Annotated in this window: 15 protein-coding genes and 1 tRNA gene; 7 read left to right on the top strand and 9 right to left on the bottom strand. The window is 64.2% G+C overall.

The window, feature by feature from the left end:
* Position 1: 1 nt before the first annotated feature.
* Positions 2–1,231, top strand: a complete 1,230-nt coding sequence (locus ACZ1G8_RS07140; protein WP_472678780.1) for a WcaI family glycosyltransferase — start codon at positions 2–4, stop codon at positions 1,229–1,231.
* Here the strand turns inward: ACZ1G8_RS07140 and ACZ1G8_RS07135 are convergent.
* Positions 1,228–2,418: a glycosyltransferase family 4 protein gene (locus ACZ1G8_RS07135; protein ID WP_472678778.1), complete on the bottom strand. Its 1,191-nt coding sequence runs from the start codon at positions 2,416–2,418 to the stop codon at positions 1,228–1,230. The genes ACZ1G8_RS07140 and ACZ1G8_RS07135 overlap by 4 nt on opposite strands.
* A 160-nt stretch (positions 2,419–2,578) precedes the next feature.
* On the opposite strand from ACZ1G8_RS07135, the gene ACZ1G8_RS07130 reads away from it, so the two are divergent.
* The 4 genes from ACZ1G8_RS07130 (at position 2,579) to ACZ1G8_RS07115 (ending at position 6,844) form a co-directional block, all read left to right on the top strand.
* Entirely contained in the window at positions 2,579–3,010 is a 432-nt protein-coding gene (locus tag ACZ1G8_RS07130) for a hypothetical protein (RefSeq protein WP_472678776.1), read from the top strand.
* Positions 3,007–4,959: a hypothetical protein gene (locus ACZ1G8_RS07125; protein WP_472678774.1), complete on the top strand. Its 1,953-nt coding sequence runs from the start codon at positions 3,007–3,009 to the stop codon at positions 4,957–4,959. The genes ACZ1G8_RS07130 and ACZ1G8_RS07125 overlap by 4 nt, the downstream gene beginning before the upstream one ends.
* 72 nt (positions 4,960–5,031) lie before the next feature.
* Positions 5,032–5,586 (top strand): dCTP deaminase, encoded by a 555-nt coding sequence (gene dcd / locus ACZ1G8_RS07120; protein ID WP_221427078.1) that lies wholly within the window; start codon positions 5,032–5,034, stop codon positions 5,584–5,586.
* Between the two features lie 82 nt (positions 5,587–5,668).
* The gene (locus ACZ1G8_RS07115; protein ID WP_472678773.1) at positions 5,669–6,844 is read left to right on the top strand and encodes a saccharopine dehydrogenase family protein; all 1,176 of its coding nucleotides are present in this window, start codon (positions 5,669–5,671) and stop codon (positions 6,842–6,844) included.
* A gap of 58 nt (positions 6,845–6,902) precedes the next feature.
* Here ACZ1G8_RS07115 and ACZ1G8_RS07110 read toward each other — a convergent pair whose 3' ends face one another.
* Both ACZ1G8_RS07110 and ACZ1G8_RS07105 read right to left on the bottom strand, forming a co-directional pair.
* On the bottom strand, positions 6,903–9,077 hold the full coding sequence (locus ACZ1G8_RS07110; protein ID WP_472678772.1) for a TonB-dependent receptor: 2,175 nt from the start codon (positions 9,075–9,077) through the stop codon (positions 6,903–6,905).
* A 117-nt stretch (positions 9,078–9,194) separates the two neighbouring features.
* Positions 9,195–9,269 (bottom strand) — tRNA-Gly (locus ACZ1G8_RS07105).
* Positions 9,270–9,463: 194 nt separating this feature from the next.
* Between ACZ1G8_RS07105 and ACZ1G8_RS07100 the strand changes: the two genes are divergently transcribed.
* Positions 9,464–10,387, top strand: a complete 924-nt coding sequence (locus ACZ1G8_RS07100; RefSeq protein WP_472681212.1) for a tetratricopeptide repeat protein — start codon at positions 9,464–9,466, stop codon at positions 10,385–10,387.
* Between the two features lie 7 nt (positions 10,388–10,394).
* Complete coding sequence (locus ACZ1G8_RS07095; RefSeq protein WP_472678771.1) at positions 10,395–11,006, top strand: LON peptidase substrate-binding domain-containing protein; 612 nt, start codon at positions 10,395–10,397, stop codon at positions 11,004–11,006.
* Here the strand turns inward: ACZ1G8_RS07095 and ACZ1G8_RS07090 are convergent.
* From ACZ1G8_RS07090 to argB, 6 genes are all read right to left on the bottom strand, one after another.
* Positions 10,993–12,030, bottom strand: coding sequence for a serine hydrolase domain-containing protein (locus tag ACZ1G8_RS07090; protein ID WP_472681210.1), 1,038 nt, complete (start codon positions 12,028–12,030; stop codon positions 10,993–10,995). The genes ACZ1G8_RS07095 and ACZ1G8_RS07090 overlap by 14 nt on opposite strands.
* A gap of 44 nt (positions 12,031–12,074) precedes the next feature.
* Complete coding sequence (locus tag ACZ1G8_RS07085) at positions 12,075–12,698, bottom strand: MarC family protein (protein WP_472678770.1); 624 nt, start codon at positions 12,696–12,698, stop codon at positions 12,075–12,077.
* A complete protein-coding gene (locus ACZ1G8_RS07080) occupies positions 12,695–13,387 on the bottom strand; it encodes a hypothetical protein (RefSeq protein ID WP_472678768.1) in 693 nt (230 codons plus the stop codon). Before ACZ1G8_RS07080 ends, ACZ1G8_RS07085 begins: the two co-directional genes overlap by 4 nt.
* A complete protein-coding gene (gene folD / locus ACZ1G8_RS07075) occupies positions 13,384–14,277 on the bottom strand; it encodes a bifunctional methylenetetrahydrofolate dehydrogenase/methenyltetrahydrofolate cyclohydrolase FolD (RefSeq protein WP_472678766.1) in 894 nt (297 codons plus the stop codon). The genes ACZ1G8_RS07080 and folD overlap by 4 nt, the downstream gene beginning before the upstream one ends.
* Positions 14,274–14,558 carry a YggT family protein gene (locus ACZ1G8_RS07070; RefSeq protein ID WP_315900210.1) on the bottom strand — a complete coding sequence of 95 codons (285 nt, stop codon included), beginning with the start codon at positions 14,556–14,558 and terminating at the stop codon, positions 14,274–14,276. Before ACZ1G8_RS07070 ends, folD begins: the two co-directional genes overlap by 4 nt.
* 76 nt (positions 14,559–14,634) lie before the next feature.
* The gene (gene argB / locus ACZ1G8_RS07065; RefSeq protein WP_472678764.1) at positions 14,635–15,543 is read right to left on the bottom strand and encodes an acetylglutamate kinase; all 909 of its coding nucleotides are present in this window, start codon (positions 15,541–15,543) and stop codon (positions 14,635–14,637) included.
* Positions 15,544–15,570: the final 27 nt, after the last annotated feature.

Below are 15,570 nucleotides of genomic sequence, written 5' to 3'. Positions count from 1 at the left end.
GATGGCTGGCCGTCGCATCCTTTTCATCGGACTGAATTACGCTCCCGAGCCCATCGGCATCGGGCCGTACAGCACCGGTCTCGCAGAAGCGCTGGTCGCGCGGGGTCACGAAGTGCGCGCTATCGTGGGCCAGCCCTACTATCCCGAATGGAAACTCTACCCGCGTTTCAAGCGAAGGTGGAAATCCTCGATCGAAGGCGGCGTCAAGATTACCCGCTGCCCCCATTACATACCTGCTAACCCGACCGGTTCGCGGCGCATCGCCCATCACGCGAGTTTTGCCAGCAGCGCTTATCCCACTGCCCGCAGGGCGCGCCGCGAGATGAAGCCGGACCTCGTATTTGCCGTAGCGCCGGCCATGATCGCCGCTCCCGTCGCCTTGCGCATGGCGCGCCGCGCGGGCGTGCCGCTGTGGCTGCATGTGCAGGACTTCGAGGTCGGTGCAGCGCTCGCCACAGGGCTCATCGATCGCGGCAGCCGGACGGCCGATGCGGCTGCGCGCTTCGAGGACCGCATGCTGCATTCTGCGGACCTTGTTTCGACCATCAGCCATCCGATGTGCGAGCTGCTGCGTGAGAAAGGCGTTGTCGAAGAACGCATCCTTGAAATGCGCAATTGGGCCAATCACTCGGATGCGATTTCCCGCGGCGACCCCCGGCATTACCGCGAGGCATGGGGTGTTGGTGACAGGACTGTTGCGCTCTATTCGGGCAATATCGCCAACAAGCAGGGCCTCGATGTGGTGATAGAGGCTGCGCGATTGATGGCGGATCGCAAGGACGTGCTTTTCGTCATTTGCGGTGAAGGCCCCAATCGCGAGAACCTCGAGGCACTGGCCCAAGGGCTGCAAAACGTGATCTTCCACGATCTCCAGCCGGAGAAGCGCATGGGCGACCTCTTGACCATGGCCGACATCCATCTGCTTCCGCAGCTGCATGACGCTGCCGATCTCGTTCTCCCCTCGAAGCTCGGCAACATGCTCGCCTCGGGCAGGCCTGTTGTCGCGACCGTGCGGCCGGGTACCGGCATTGCCCGAGAGCTTGTCGGCAGCGGCATCGTCGTGCCGCCCGAAACGCCTGCAGCGATCGTTACCGCCATTGATGCGCTGACGGCTCATCCCGACTACCGCAAGACAATGGGCGATGCCGCTCGCGAGCGTGCCCGCACGGCCTGGTCGAAAGAGTCGGTGGTCGATTGCTTCGAGGAGGGTCTGGAGCGGCTGCTGGGCTAGATGCCCTTGCGCTCAAGCAGGGAATCGATGCTCGCACGATAGGCGCTGAAGTCGTGCGCGGCGGCCTCCGCCTTCGCCGCTTCTCGCATCGCCTGCAGCATCTCGCGATCGTCGATCAAACTGCGCATGGCCTGTTCCACGGGACCGGCTGAGGGGCGGTCGAGGACGAAACCGCTTTGCATACTGGCCCCCATCCCCGAAGCCGCGGTCTGGATGATGGCTAGCCCGGAAGCCATGGCCTCGAGGAGCACGACCGCAGAACCCTCGTTGTGGCTCGGGAACACCAGCGCGTGATGTTGCCGCATGATTGCGGGGACTTCGCTGCGCGAGACCGGCCCGACGATATCGACGCGATCACGATACCGCGCGAGGATCTTGTCCGGAACGGCGACAGGACCGAGCAGCGTCAGGCGCGCATCACTGGCGGGCAGGCATTCAATTGCCTCGAGCAGGTGTTGCACACCTTTTCGCGCGGACACCTGCCCGGCGAACAGGAAACGGACCGGTTCCCCCTTCGCTGCGGGCACAATCGGCTTCGCGCTCGCGAACAGCTCCGCATCGAAGCAATAGGGCAGCAGTTCGAGCTTGTCGGCCACTCCAGGCAACGGCGAATGTTCGCGGATCGTCTGCATCACGAAGGGGCTGCCGCACACGATGGTGTCGGCGGCCTCGAATTCGATATCGTCGCGTTCGATGCGGCGCTTGCTCCAGGCGGGCGAACCTTCACCCAGCCAGTCGCCATGGGTTTCCGCAATCCGCTCGCGCTCCAGGTTCCATGACCGGCTATCCGCGGTCGTCCGGTCGAGGATCTTGTAGCAACCGCGCGTCCGTTTGTCGGTGAAGGCCGAGGCGGATGAGCCGTCGTAGCCCCATAGCGCCAGCGGACCCTCCGCCCCTGCCATCGCAGCAGACTTCCGACCGAACGCCCGGTTCAGACCTGTGTCCAGCATTCCTGCCAGCCGGCGAGCACCAAGTCGCGCGGCAATTCGTTCAGGCAGTTCATAGGCCGGCATTGCGCGAACCTTGTCAGGGTCCAAACGGGCAAAGGCAAAGCGCGCAAGCTCCCCCTCGACCTGGCGCGCCAGGCCCTGCGGGAGACGCTGCGCGAAATGTCGCAGGAAATTGTCAGGGTGATCGAACAGTCCGGTCGCGAGGAATGCCAGCCGGCCAAGCTCCTGCAGGGCCAAAGCCGTCTGGCGACTGTGCTGGGTACCGGGATGGAAGACAGCCACCTGCATCGCACAACGCTCTAGCGGCGTTGCAGGCGAAGTCCAAAAAGCATTTTCCTACTCGCAGGCACGTGATTAACCGGTTTGGCTCGTTCGATCAGATCAAGGAACCAAACATATGAGCGAGCCTGTTCCCCTGCAGACCCCCGGCGGCTTCGCGCCCGCCTTCGCGCTCGGCCTCGACGATGGTACTGGCAATCTCGCCCTCGTCGCCGATGCGCGCCCGCTTCCAGTCCACGCATCTCCGCCGAGCGTGCCCGCCCCGCTCGAGGGGCAGAGCACGACTGACGTGATCGCAGGCCCCTTTGCCCCGGCTGCAATGACCCCGGTCTATTGCAGCCTCACGGGCGACTGGGAGGGCAGCGTCACGCTCAAGCGCTCGACCGACGGCGGCGCGACCCTCCAACCGCTCACACTTGCGGGAGCGCCCTGGGGCAGTTTCACCGCCAATGCGTGCGAGCCGGTTTGGGAGGAAAGCGAAAGCGACGCATCCCTCTGGCTTGACTGCCGAATTTCCTCGGGCACGCTTGGCTACAGGATTTCGCAATGAGCGCGCTCGCCCTCCCCGCAATGGGACTCGCCACCCGCGCCGCGCAGGGACTTCCCGCGCTCTTCCCCGACCTCGCCCGTCGCTCTCCGTCCGCCGAAGTCTCGCTCCTGGAATCGACAGGATATGCGGTGCCCGGCAAGGGCGCGGCGCGATACATCAGCGATGCGCTATGTGACGCTGCCCTGCTGGCCGCCCACCCACGCTTTGTCTTCCAAACCGAGAACGGGCGCATCTTCCGCCTCCTGCCCGAGGCAGGTGCGTTCGCGGTCGAACAAGGCGGCGCTGCTGGTGACAGTGCAATCAACGACCAGCCTGCGATCCAGGCCGCGATCGACTACGCCCATGCCGTCGGCGCAAGCGAAGTCCGGTTCGAAGCGCCTCTCTACCGTCTCCACTGCACGCCGCGCCTCTCGCCCGCCGAGGACAAGCGCGCAGAGGACGGCCATCCGCTCGTCGTGCGCGCCTCGATTGCGCTTCGCGGCTGCGCGGCGGAACGGACCGTGCTGGATTTCCGTGCTCTCGATGGCGGGGACCCGGAGAGCGATTACCAGCTGGTCGCCACATCGGGCAGCGACCCGACGCTCGCTGTCTGGCGCGGCGGCGGCCTCCTGCTACAGGGCGACGTCAGCGATCCGGGCGCGGGCAACCGCTCCATCGGCCGGCTCGAACTCGACCGGCTGGTCTTAAAGGGCAATCGCCAGCACACCGGCGCTTACGAGTGGCCCGCCGATGCCCAGACGGGTGACGGCTGGGACATTACCGACAAGGCGCTGTGGCTGCAGGACTGCTTTGCCGGCGAGATCGTCTGCCGCGACACCGACATGATCGGCTGGAAGGGAGAGATCTTCTTCACCGCGGGCGAGGCCGACGCAGTCGAGCGGATAGAGCTCACACGCTGCCGCTTCGCCACCAGCAATGGCAGCGCGCTCAATCCCGGTGTCGATGCGGAGATCCTCGCGGTCGATTGCAGCTTCGGCGACTGCTTCCAGGCGCAGGAGGACGTGGCCAAGAATCGCGCGATCTATCGCAATTGCACCTGGTACGATTGCGACGCCATGGGGCTCGGCAGCGGTTCGGCCAATGGCGTCTATTTCGCGCAGGCCTATCCCACGCGTGACGAAACCCTCGCTCCGCCGCTCACGCTGCTCGAGAATTGCGAGTTCCGCGATATCCGTTCGCTGCGTTTCGCAAGCTGGGTGCGCGGCAGCATCCGGACGATCGACTGCGGCATTTCGCTCAATGGCGGAGAGGCACTGGCGCTTCGCGATACCGACCTCACGATCGAATCCTGGCTCGACCGCAAGACGGGCATACACGCACTTGAATTCTACGGGGTCGACAGCCTGACCGAACCCGTGTCCGGAGCGCCTGCGGGGATCTACAAGCTGCCACCCTCGAACGTGCGGATCAGGATCGCGCATCATCGCACCCGTTATGCGCAGGAGCAGGGCCACCAGTGGCTCGGCTGTTTCTGGACCGGCTATATCGATCGTTCCTGCGAGCTGCATGTCGCCGGTGCGAGTGCAGGTGGCGGCGTGCCTCATGGCGGAGCAACGCCGGCGTCGATGCCCCGGGTGACCTATGCGGCATCCGAGCCGACCAGCAATTTCTGGCCGCGCGGCTGGTACAAGCTGCCGCAGCTTTCCGGTCCGGGCGAACTGCTACCCTGTGCCCCGTTCATGACGGTGGAAATGACCAGCGGCATCATCGCCGACATGACGCTTGCCCGCACGCCGCTGGGCGGGGCCGACCACGGTTATGTCGACGGTCAGCGCATCCGATTCGTGAAGGATGGGGCAACCGGTGCGATCCGCTTCGTGAAAGGTGCATCGAATTCATTCGGCGTGCGTGAGACGCGCGTGCTCGACAATGCCTATGACTGGATCGAGTTCAGCTACAATCGCGACTGGCAGCGCTGGGAAGAGGAAGCCTTCTTCTCCGACGCCTGAGGCCCGCACACGGGAGGGGATTAAATGCCCCTCCCGCTTGCCGCGAGGCCGCCCATGCGGAATCAATCACGCATGGCGATTCTCTCCGACAAATGGATCCGCGAGGCGGCAACGACCCGCGGCATGATCGAACCCTTCACCGAGGCCCAGCGCCGCGAGGGAAACATCTCCTACGGCCTGTCGAGCTTCGGCTACGACGCGCGCGTGGCGGACGAGTTCAAGATCTTCACCAACATCGACAGCGCAGTGGTCGATCCGAAGGATTTCGCCAGCAACAGCTTCGTCGACAAGCAGACCGACGTCTGTATCATCCCACCCAACAGCTTCGCTCTGGCACGCACGGTCGAGTATTTCCGCATTCCGGACGACGTGCTGGTGATCTGCCTCGGCAAGAGCACCTATGCGCGCTGCGGGATCATCGTGAACGTCACCCCGCTCGAACCGGGCTGGGAAGGCCACGTCACGCTCGAGTTCTCGAACACGACACCGCTGCCAGCGAAGATCTATGCCAATGAAGGCGCCTGCCAGTTCCTGTTCCTACAGGGTAACGAGCGCCCCGAAGTGACCTATGCCGACCGTGCCGGCAAATACATGGGCCAGCGGGGAGTCACGCTACCGCGGCTCTGACCCGCATGCGGCGCTGACGCTGCGTCTTTGACTCTCGTACCTGCTCGGCGCACATCGTCCCTTGAAAATGGGAGATGCAATAATGGCAGATCGTGAATTCGACATCATCGTCTATGGCGCAACCGGCTACACCGGCCGCCTCGTCGCAGAGCATTTCGTGCGCGAGTACGGTAGTGCGGCAAACGGCCCGAAATGGGCGATGGCAGGCCGCAGCGAAGACAAGCTGACCGCGGTTCGCGACGAGATCGGCGCACCCTCCACCACTCCAATGATCGTGGCAGATGCCGAAGACCCGGCGAGCCTTGAGGCCATGTGCAAGCGCGCAAAGGTCGTCCTGACGACAGTCGGTCCCTACCAGCTTTATGGCGACGCGCTGGTCGAGGCCTGCGTGAAGACGGGCACCGACTATGCCGACCTGTGCGGCGAACCTGCCTGGATGGCCGAGAAGATCCAGCAGCACCACGAGGCCGCAAAGGCGAGCGGCGCCCGCATCTGCTTCTCTTCGGGCTTCGATTCGATCCCGTTCGATCTCGGCGTGCTGATGCTCCAGAAGGAAGCCGTGGCGCGTGAGGGATCGCCCGCGCCGCGCGTGAAGGGCCGCGTGCGCGCGATGCAGGGGACGTTCTCGGGCGGTACGGCAGCCAGCCTCGGCGCCACCATGAAGGCGGCAATGAAGAACCCGAAGATCATTGGCATCCTGCGCGATCCCTTCGCGCTGACGCCGGGCTTCGAAGGCCCCGAGCAGCCCTCGGGCATGGTGCCGCACTATGAAGACGCGCTCGGCAAGTGGGCCGCGCCTTTCGTCATGGCGCCGATCAACACTAAGAACGTCCATCGCACCAACTTCCTGCGCGGCCACCCCTATGGCGAGGACTTCCGCTATGACGAGATGGTCCTCACCAGCCCCGGCGATGCAGGCAAGGCAGCAGCCAACGCCATGGTCGAGATGATGAAGAACCCGTTCGGTGCCAAGCCGCCCAAGCCGGGTGAGGGCCCGACCAAGGAAGAGCGCGAAAACGGTTTCTACGACGTACTGTTCACGGGCGAATGGCCCGACGGAAAGACCATAAAATACGGCGTGAAGGGCAAGTTCGATCCGGGCTACGGTTCAACCAGCCGCATGATCGGCGAGACCGGCATGGCGCTGCTCGAAAGCGATGCCGAGGGCGGCGTGGGCACGCCCGGCTCGTTCCTCGGCGAAGCGCTGGTCGAGCGCCTGCGCGACCATGCGCACCTCACCTTCGCTGTAGAGGACTGACCAACGAAGAAGGGGAGCGCCCGGCGCTCCCCTCGATCATTCAGCCCGATCTTCCTGATCAGAGGCTAAGGCGTACTGCGACGCTGAAGTTGCGGCCCGGGAGCGGCACGAATTCCTTCGTAAAGCTCGAGTGGCGACGACCGGTCTCGTCGAAGATGTTCTCCGCCTTGAGGATCACCGCCAGCGTCGGATCGTCGGCCAACGGCCGCCAAATTGCCGAGGCGTTGACGAAGGTGAAGCCGTCGGTTTCCGTCTCGAAGGGCGAAACCTCGGTCTGGTCGTCGAACCATTCAACTTCGCCGCGCAGCGTCAGGTTGCCGGTGTCGGCTTCCAGCGCGCCCAGCAGGCTGAGCGGCGGGATACGCGGCACGTTGAAGCCGTTGTCTAGCTCTGCATCGATGTAGGATGCGCGCAGGTCGGCAGTCACATCGAGCCCGTCCGTGTCGATGAAGTTCCAGGCCAGCTGGCCTTCGATGCCCGTGTAGGTCGCGTCTTCCTGCAGGTAGACGAAGACCGGTAGTTCGTCTTCCTCGGCGCCGGTGCCGCTCAGGTAGATGAAGTCATCGAACCATTGGCGGTATGCGGCGACCGAAAGGTCGACCGGGCCGAGGCTGCCGCGAGCGAAGACCTCCACGCCCCATGCCTTTTCGAGACTGAGGTCGGGATCGCCGATTTCGAATTGCTGGGTGGCAATGTGCGGGCCTTCGGAGAACAGCTCCTCGGCACTCGGTGCGCGCGCCACGCGCGAGAGATTGATGCCGGTGCGGAAGTTCGGGGTCAGGTCATATGCAAGACCGACCGCGCCGGAGAACGCATTGAAATCGCGCTCGATGCCCAGCGGCGTCGATTCGACATCGGTGGTCTCGAAACGCAGCGAGCCTTCAAGCTGGAGGGGACCATCGCCATATTCCTGCAGTGCGAAGAACGCGAGCTGTTCAGTGCTGTTCGGGGCTACGTAGGCTTCGGCGCCTTCGGCCTGGAAATCGCGTATATAGAGCTGCGTACCGATCGAACCGCGCAGCACGCCGTTTGGGTTCTGGACCAGCTCGGCGCGCGCCTCGATGCCCTCGACATCGAATACGGTGCCGACTTCGTCACCTTCGAATTCGGTGTGGGTGTAGTCGGAATAGCCCGCGCGGATTTTCAGGCGCTGGAAGAAACCGCTTCCCAGCAGGATGTCGCCGCGCATATCGGCGCGGTACTGACGCAGGCCGATGCTGACGGTCTCGGGGCCTTCTTCCTCTTCCTCGATCTCCTCTTCACCTTCTTCATGGTGGTGAGCGCCGGGAAGGATGGGTACGCCATAGAAGGTGTCGTAGACGCCGAAGGACACGCCGAGGCTGGAGCCGTTCTGGAAGAAGGCCAGGCCACCATTGGCCGCCCAAGTCTCGGTGCCGCTATTGAAAAGCGTTCCTTCCGCATTCGCTGCCTCGCGAAGCTCTTCGGCTTCCTCGAATTCACCCTCGGCTTCTTCCTCTTCCGCATCGGCGAGAAGGTCTGCACGAAGATCGTCGGAGAGGACGAAGCCGGGCACTTCGAGGTCGTCGGTCTCGCGGTAAACGCCGTCGACATGGAAGACAAAGCCGCCGCCGAGCGGCACGTCGAGCGATGCACCGCCTTCGCGAAGGTCGGAGACGGTGTCGGCACGGACGAGCGCGTCGAGGTGGAAATCTTCTGCAGGGACGCGTCGCGGGATGCGCTTGTCGATCACGTTGACGGCGCCGCCGATGGCCTGGCTACCGTAGAGAAGCACTGCCGGGCCGCGCAGGACCTCGATGCTCTCGGCGGTCAGCGGATCGATCGAGACGGCGTGGTCGGCCGAAGTGTTCGAAACGTCGATGGCACCGATGCCGTCGACCAGCACCTTCACACGCTCGCCGGAGAAACCGCGCAGGATCGGGCGCGATGCTCCGGGAGCGAAGCCGGTGGCGGTCACGCCGGGCAGGTCGGTCAGCACTTCGCCGAGCTGGCCGTCCATGTTCCGGTCGAGCTCTTCGCCATCGATCACGCTGGTACCTGCCAGCAGGTCGAACTGGCGCAGGCCCTCGGCGCTGACGATGATCGTACCGTCCGGGCCGATCCGGCGATTGTGCAGGTCATCCTCGGCGGTGGTCGTCTCGACCTCTTCCTCGGCGGACTGGTCCTGCGCCAGTGTCGGCGTGGCTGCCGCCACGGCAATCAATGACAACGATGCAGCAAAGCTGCGGCGAAGCGATGAGGTGTGATACAACATATCGGTGCGTAATAACGTTTCATTTTGCAACCGCAACGATTTTCGCGACGAATTGCATATACGCACGACAAACTGCACGGCAGGGCCGTGTGTCGATCGTTCTCGATATGGAGAAAATGGAGCGGGCGAGGCGATTCGAACGCCCGACCCCAACCTTGGCAAGGTTGTGCTCTACCCCTGAGCTACGCCCGCTCACTGGCGCTCTACCGGGCGTGGCCCGGTGGGGAGGCGCGCAGTTAGCAACGCCTCGTGAGTCCCGCAAGCAAAAAAATGCGCAAATTTTCGCAAGCCTTGCAGGCGCACCTCCGCCCCTTCACATTCGCGCGTGAAGGCCCACATGGGGAGCGAACAATCCAACGCATGAAAGGCGATATTACGTGGCAAGCATGGGGCTGAGCATCGACGAGCAGAAGGCAGTCGAGAAATTCAAGCAGGATGTCGTCGAGCCCTCGATGAGCAAGCTCGTCATCCTCGATTTCTATGCCGACTGGTGCGGGCCCTGCAAGGCGATCGCCCCGCTGCTTGAAAAGGTCGCCGCCGAATATGCCGACAAGGGCGTGGTGCTGGTGAAGGTCGATGTCGACCAAGAGAAGTTCATCGCCGCGCAGTTCCAGGTGCAGTCGATCCCGACGATCTACGCCATGTTCCAGGGCCAGCCGGTTGCAGACCTGACCAATGCCCGCAGCGAATCGCAATTGAAGCAGACGCTCGACCAGATCCTCTCGCAGCTGCCCATCCAAGGCGGCGATGCGGGCGGTGCAGAAGCGCAGATGGCGCAGCAGGTCGAACAGTATATCGCGATGGGCGAGCAAATCCTTGGCGAGGGCGATGCCGCGCGTGCAGCAGGCTTGTTCGCGCAGGTGACCGAAATGGCGCCCGACAATGCCGCCGCCCACGCGGGCCTGATCCGCGCGCTGACGCAGGCCGACCAGGTCGAGGAAGCAAAAGGCGTGCTGGCCGCGGCCGAGGCGAACCCGGCGCTTGCAAGCGACCCGCAGATCGAGAACGCCAAGGCTGCACTCGAGCTGGCGGGCAACAAAGTCGATGACGGCGAACTCGCTGCCCTGCGCGAGAAGGCACAGGCAAACCCCGCCGACATGGATGCGCGGCTGGCCTATGCCGAAGCAGCCTTTGCCGCTGGCGACCGCGATGCGGCCGCAGACGAATTGCTCGCCATGATCGAAGCCGATCGCGAGTGGAACGAGGGCGCTGCGCGCACCAAGCTGCTCGACATCTTCAATGCCATCGGCCTTGAGGATCCCTGGGTCGTGACCACACGGCGCCGGCTTTCGAAGCTGCTTTTCGGATAAGCACGGTTTGACACGGCGCCTCTCCATATTTCCTCTGCCCGGTGCAATCCTTTTCCCGGGCCTGCAGCTGCCGCTGCATATCTTCGAGCCGCGCTACCGCGAGCTCGTCGGCAGCGCACTTGCCAAGGACCGGCTCATCGGAATGGTCCAGCCGCAGCGGAACGGCGAGGGTTCTCAGCTATATGAGATCGGGTGCGTCGGGCGCATCGGCGATGTCGAGGCGCTGGAGGACGGCCGCTACAATATCGTCCTCGAAGGCGAGGCACGATTCCGCGTGCTGCGCGAACTCAATGTAACCACTACCTTCCGCCAGGTCGAGGCAGAGCTGATCGAGGACCCCGAAGGCGAGGTGCTCGCCAGCGTCGAGCGCGCCGGCTTCGAGTTCGAGGCCAAGCGCTTCGCCGCCATGCAGGGTTATTCGGTCGACTGGGATTCGGTCGAACGGCTGGACGACGAGACACTGATCAATGGCGTTGCCCAGATCGCGCCCTTCGATCCGGCGGCCAAGCAGGCGCTGCTCGAGGCCGGAACCCTATCGGAACGCTGCGAACTCATGATCCAGCTGATGCAATTCTTCGCTCTGCGCGACGACGGGGACGAGATCGTTACTCTGCAGTGATGCCTTCGGGCGCCTTGAGCGCACCGAGCATGGCAGTGAGCGCAGTGAAGGCATACCGTTCGGCATCCTTCCGATTATAGTTCTCCGCTTGCACGACGAGCACCGCATCATAGGTGGGCACAAGCGCGACAATATTCCCGCCATTGCCCTTCATCATCACAGCGCCCTCGTAACCACGCGGCGAGCGCAGCGGTGTCGACCACCACAGACTTCCATAATGCACATGCTGGCCTAGCTGGTGGCGCGGCGCGACCATCTCCCTGATCCAGCTTTCGGGAATGAGTTGTTCGCCCTCCCAGCGGCCCTTGTCGAGCACGAGACGGCCGATCTTCAGAAGTGCCTCGGCGCCGATAGTGAGCTGGCCGCCCGACTGGATCTCACCGCTGCGCGAGGTACGCCAGACTACGCCCTCGATACCGAGCGGGTCAAAGATGCGCTGCTGAACATAGGTGTCGAAGCGCTGGCCGGTCGCTTTCTCGACGACCTGCCCCAAGAGGAACACGCCAGCCGTGCAATAGGAGAACGGGCCTTCGCCCCGCGTGTCGCGTTCGTAATCGCGTGCCGGCAAGTCGAGGGCGAAGTCCCGCCAGACTCGCGTGCGATACATGCGCTCTTCCTGCCCGGGCGACTTGCGATCCCAGTCGTTGCAGTCGAGCGCCGAGGACATTCCTAGAAGGTCACCCACCGTTATCGAATCCCAGGGGTCGCCGCGCGGCCGCCCGAGATAGGGCCAGACCTTCACTTGCGTATCGGCGAGCGCGCCGTCGGCAATTGCCGTGCCGACTGCGAGCGCGGTGATTGACTTGCCCGCCGAGCGTATGTCGATCGGCGTTCCGGCATCCTCGCCGTCGAAGTGCTCGAGGAATACCCGCTCCCCGCCTTGTTCCGCCGCGAGGACCGCGATCTTGCCGAGGTCCTTCTTCGCAATGGCGCTGCGAAGCTCCTCCATGTCGTAGTTCGGCAGCGGCTGCGCGGCCGAAGGGACGGCGAAGGCCAGGGCGACAAGAGCCGGAAAGAAGCGCATCACCGGCACTCTAACGCCCCGAGGTGAACCGGGCGCGAATGGCGCTAGATCCCGAAAGAGCCGCGCAGCCCGTCGATGACATATTGCGCCGCGAGCGCTGCCAGCAGCACGCCGAGGACGCGGGTAATCGCGGCTTCGACCTTGTCGCCGAGCAGCCGCAACAGCGGGCCGGCTGCAATCAGCGCGAGCATGGTGATCAAGAGCACTGCCCCCAATGCACCAAGAACCGTCAGCGTCTCGGTGAGATCGTCCGCCTCGTTCATGAGCAGCATTATCGCGGCGATCGCGCCGGGGCCGGCCAGCATCGGGATCGCCATAGGGAAGATGGAGACGTCCTCGACCTCGGGCGTGGCAGCGACTTTCTCTGCACGCTCCTCGCGGCGTTGGGTGCGCTTCTCGAAGACCATTTCGAAGGCGATCCAGAACAGCATGAGGCCGCCCGCGATGCGGAAGCTGTCGAGGTCGATGTGGAGCGCGCCGAGCAACTGCTCTCCGAAGAGGGCGAATATCAGCAGGATCACGCCCGCGATGAAGGATGCGCGGATCGCCATGTTGCGGCGCTGCGCCTGCGTCGCGCCCTTGGTCAGCCCGGCGTAGATCGGCGCGCACCCCGGCGGGTCGATCACCACGAACAGCGTAATGAAAGCTGAGAGGAAAAGCTGGGTCATTCTTGCTCCTGCGCGGGCCAGCTATGGTCCATCACCGTGGCCCAGCCGTCTGCGGTCCAGGCCATGACTTCGAAATTGCGTCCGGCGCCGTCGGCATTCCAGCGCCAGGCGAGCGTCCGGTCGCGCGAACGCATTTCCGTCATGCCGTCGGCAGCAGGCGGAAGCGCGCCGGGCGGTGTCTTGCAATCGGCCACCCTGCCATCGGCGGATACGAGGCCGTCGACCACGATCTCGCCAGGCTGCGGCGCCGGCTGTTCGGGGCGCTTCGGCGGCTGCGGATCGTCGAGCGCGGCCATCGTCTGCAGCCAGTCGTAGTCGCCCGAGAGATTACGGCGCCAGCTGGTGACGTACTCACCCACCTCGCCATCGGCAGTTTCGAAGCGGCCGTCGCTGACCGCGAAACGCCCGTCGCAGCTCATCCAGACGAGCTTGGGCGTCCAGCTTGCGGCCAGCTCGCCTCCGTGAAGGAGTGTGGAGTTGGCCGAAGCGAATGCGGACAGCGCCGACCTGCGGCCCACCTCGCGCGCGCGCTGCAGCTTCTCTATTTCGCGGGCGACGATCCGGCTGGGCTGCGCCGCACCGGGTGCGGAGTAAAGCGCGCGCGCATAGGCGTCGCGCGAGAACCTCTGCTGAGCGCAGCCTGCGAGCATTGCCGCCAGAGCCACGATCGAGAGTGCACGGGTGATCACAGGCTCGAGGGCACCTCGAGGCCTGCATTGCGATAGGCCGCGACCAGCGTATTGCGCAGCAGCACGGCGATGGTCATCGGGCCCACGCCTCCGGGCACGGGCGTGATCGCTCCGGCAACTCCCTGCGCACCAGAATAGTCGACATCGCCGACCAGGCGGCCTTTCTCCTCGCCCTCGGCGGGGGGAAGCCGGTTGATGCCGACGTCGATCACTGTCGCACCGTCCTTCAGCCACTCGGCTTTGACCATCTCGGCCCGGCCCACCGCGGCAACGACGATGTCCGCGCGCTTGACCACAGCGGGCAGGTCCTTCGTCCGGCTATGCGCGATCGTGACAGTCGCGTTGGCGTCGAGCAGCAGCTGCGCCATCGGCTTGCCGACGATATTCGAACGGCCGATCACGACAGCTTCGAGGCCCGAGAGATCGCCCAGCCGGTCGGTCAGCAACATCATGCAGCCGAGCGGGGTGCAGGGCACGAAGCCGCTCTGGCCCACGGCGAGCCGGCCCGCATTCGTGACGTGGAAACCGTCGACATCCTTGTCGGGGCTGATGCTGGCGATGACCGCCTGCTCGTCGAGATGGTCCGGAAGGGGAAGCTGCACGAGGATACCGTCCACGGCATCGTCCCTGTTGAGCTGGTCCACCAGCCCGAGAAGGTCGGCCTCCGAGGTATCGGCGGGCAGCCGGTGTTCGAAGCTTTCCATGCCCGCAGCGACAGTCGCCTTGTGCTTGCTCCGCACATAGACCTGGCTTGCAGGATCCTCGCCAACCAGAACCACCGCGAGGCCTGCCTTGCGGCCCGACTTGCCTTCGAACTGCGAAGCGAGCGCACCGACGCGTTCGCGCAGCAATGCGGCGAAGGCTTTCCCGTCGATCCGTTCTGCGGTCATACGGCGAGGATGATGTTGCGCAGCACGATCAGGATGATCTGCAGCACGATGATCAGGACCAGCGGCGAGAAATCGATCGCACCGGTATTGGGCATCAGCCTGCGGATGGGCCCGAGGACCGGATCGAGCAGGCGGTTGATGGCATCATAGACGCTCATCAGGAATTCGTTGCGGCCGACCACGTTGAACGCGAACAGCAGGCCGATGATGAACTGGATGATGATCAGCATCACGAAGATGGACGTGATCATTTCGATGATCTGGTAGAGGGTGATGAGCACTTAGGTCGAACCCCGTTGGCTGTTTGGCAATCCCGGTGGCACAGCCTCTACAAGAGGCCGCTCGCTCCCGCCACCCCTAAGCAGCGCTTATCAGTGTACCGGCACCGCGCTGGGTGAAGAATTCGAGCAGCATCGCATGCGGCACGCGCCCGTCGAGAACGACCGCCGCCTCGCAGCCTGCCTCGACTGCATTCACGCAGGTCTCGAGCTTGGGTATCATCCCGCCGCTGATCGTGCCGTCCTCGCGCAGCTTGGCGATATCGGCTGGAGTGAGGTCGGTGAGCAGATTGCCCTGCTTGTCGAGCACGCCGCTGACATCGGTCAGCAGCAACAGGCGCGCCGCACCCAGCGCCGCCGCAAGCGCGCCCGCCATGGTGTCGGCGTTGATATTGTAGGTATGGCCCTCCGCATCGCTGCCGATGGGCGCGATCACGGGGATCATGCCCGCCGCAGTCGCGGTCTCGATGATGGTCGTGTCGACTGCGCTGGGCTCGCCCACGAAGCCGAGGTCGAGCGCCTTCTCGATATTGCTTTCCGGGTCCTTGGTCGTGCGTTCGACTTTGCGTGCCGTCACCAGCCCGCCGTCCTTGCCCGAAAGGCCGACCGCCTTCCCGCCGGCCCGCGCGATCGAGCCGACGATCGACTTGTTGATCGCACCTGAGAGGACCATCTCCGCGACCTCTGCAGTCGCCTTGTCGGTCACGCGCAGGCCGTCGACGAACTTGGTCTCGACACCTAGCTTCTCGAGCATGGCCCCAATCTGCGGACCTCCGCCATGGACGACGACCGGGTTGATCCCGACCGCCTTCAGCAGCACGACGTCCTCGGCAAATTCGCGCGCGGCGTCTTCGTCGCCCATCGCGTTGCCACCGTATTTCACCACGAAGCTCTTGCCCGCATATCGCTGGAAATAGGGCAGGGCCTCGATCAGCGTCTGCGCCTTGGCGCTCGCGCCCTGTGTGTCGGTGGCTGTGGTCTCGGTCATCGAAAAGAAACGCCCGCGCTGTTTCGA

The organism is Qipengyuania sp. BR81-2, from assembly GCF_055693895.1.
Note: the sequence above shows the minus strand (reverse complement) of the source record. Positions and strands in the feature narration are given on the sequence as shown.

Excerpts from the sequence above, each read along its gene's own strand:
- folD (WP_472678766.1), bottom strand. The coding sequence starts at position 14,277 with ATGACCGCAGAACGGATCGACGGGAAAGCCTTCGCCGCATTGCTGCGC.
- ACZ1G8_RS07125 (WP_472678774.1), top strand. The coding sequence starts at position 3,007 with ATGAGCGCGCTCGCCCTCCCCGCAATGGGACTCGCCACCCGCGCCGCG.
- ACZ1G8_RS07110 (WP_472678772.1), bottom strand. The coding sequence starts at position 9,077 with ATGTTGTATCACACCTCATCGCTTCGCCGCAGCTTTGCTGCATCGTTG.
- ACZ1G8_RS07090 (WP_472681210.1), bottom strand. The coding sequence starts at position 12,030 with ATGCGCTTCTTTCCGGCTCTTGTCGCCCTGGCCTTCGCCGTCCCTTCG.
- dcd (WP_221427078.1), top strand. The coding sequence starts at position 5,032 with ATGGCGATTCTCTCCGACAAATGGATCCGCGAGGCGGCAACGACCCGC.
- ACZ1G8_RS07115 (WP_472678773.1), top strand. The coding sequence starts at position 5,669 with ATGGCAGATCGTGAATTCGACATCATCGTCTATGGCGCAACCGGCTAC.
- argB (WP_472678764.1), bottom strand. The coding sequence starts at position 15,543 with ATGACCGAGACCACAGCCACCGACACACAGGGCGCGAGCGCCAAGGCG.
- ACZ1G8_RS07140 (WP_472678780.1), top strand. The coding sequence starts at position 2 with ATGGCTGGCCGTCGCATCCTTTTCATCGGACTGAATTACGCTCCCGAG.
- ACZ1G8_RS07085 (WP_472678770.1), bottom strand. The coding sequence starts at position 12,698 with ATGACCCAGCTTTTCCTCTCAGCTTTCATTACGCTGTTCGTGGTGATC.
- ACZ1G8_RS07100 (WP_472681212.1), top strand. The coding sequence starts at position 9,464 with ATGGGGCTGAGCATCGACGAGCAGAAGGCAGTCGAGAAATTCAAGCAG.
- ACZ1G8_RS07130 (WP_472678776.1), top strand. The coding sequence starts at position 2,579 with ATGAGCGAGCCTGTTCCCCTGCAGACCCCCGGCGGCTTCGCGCCCGCC.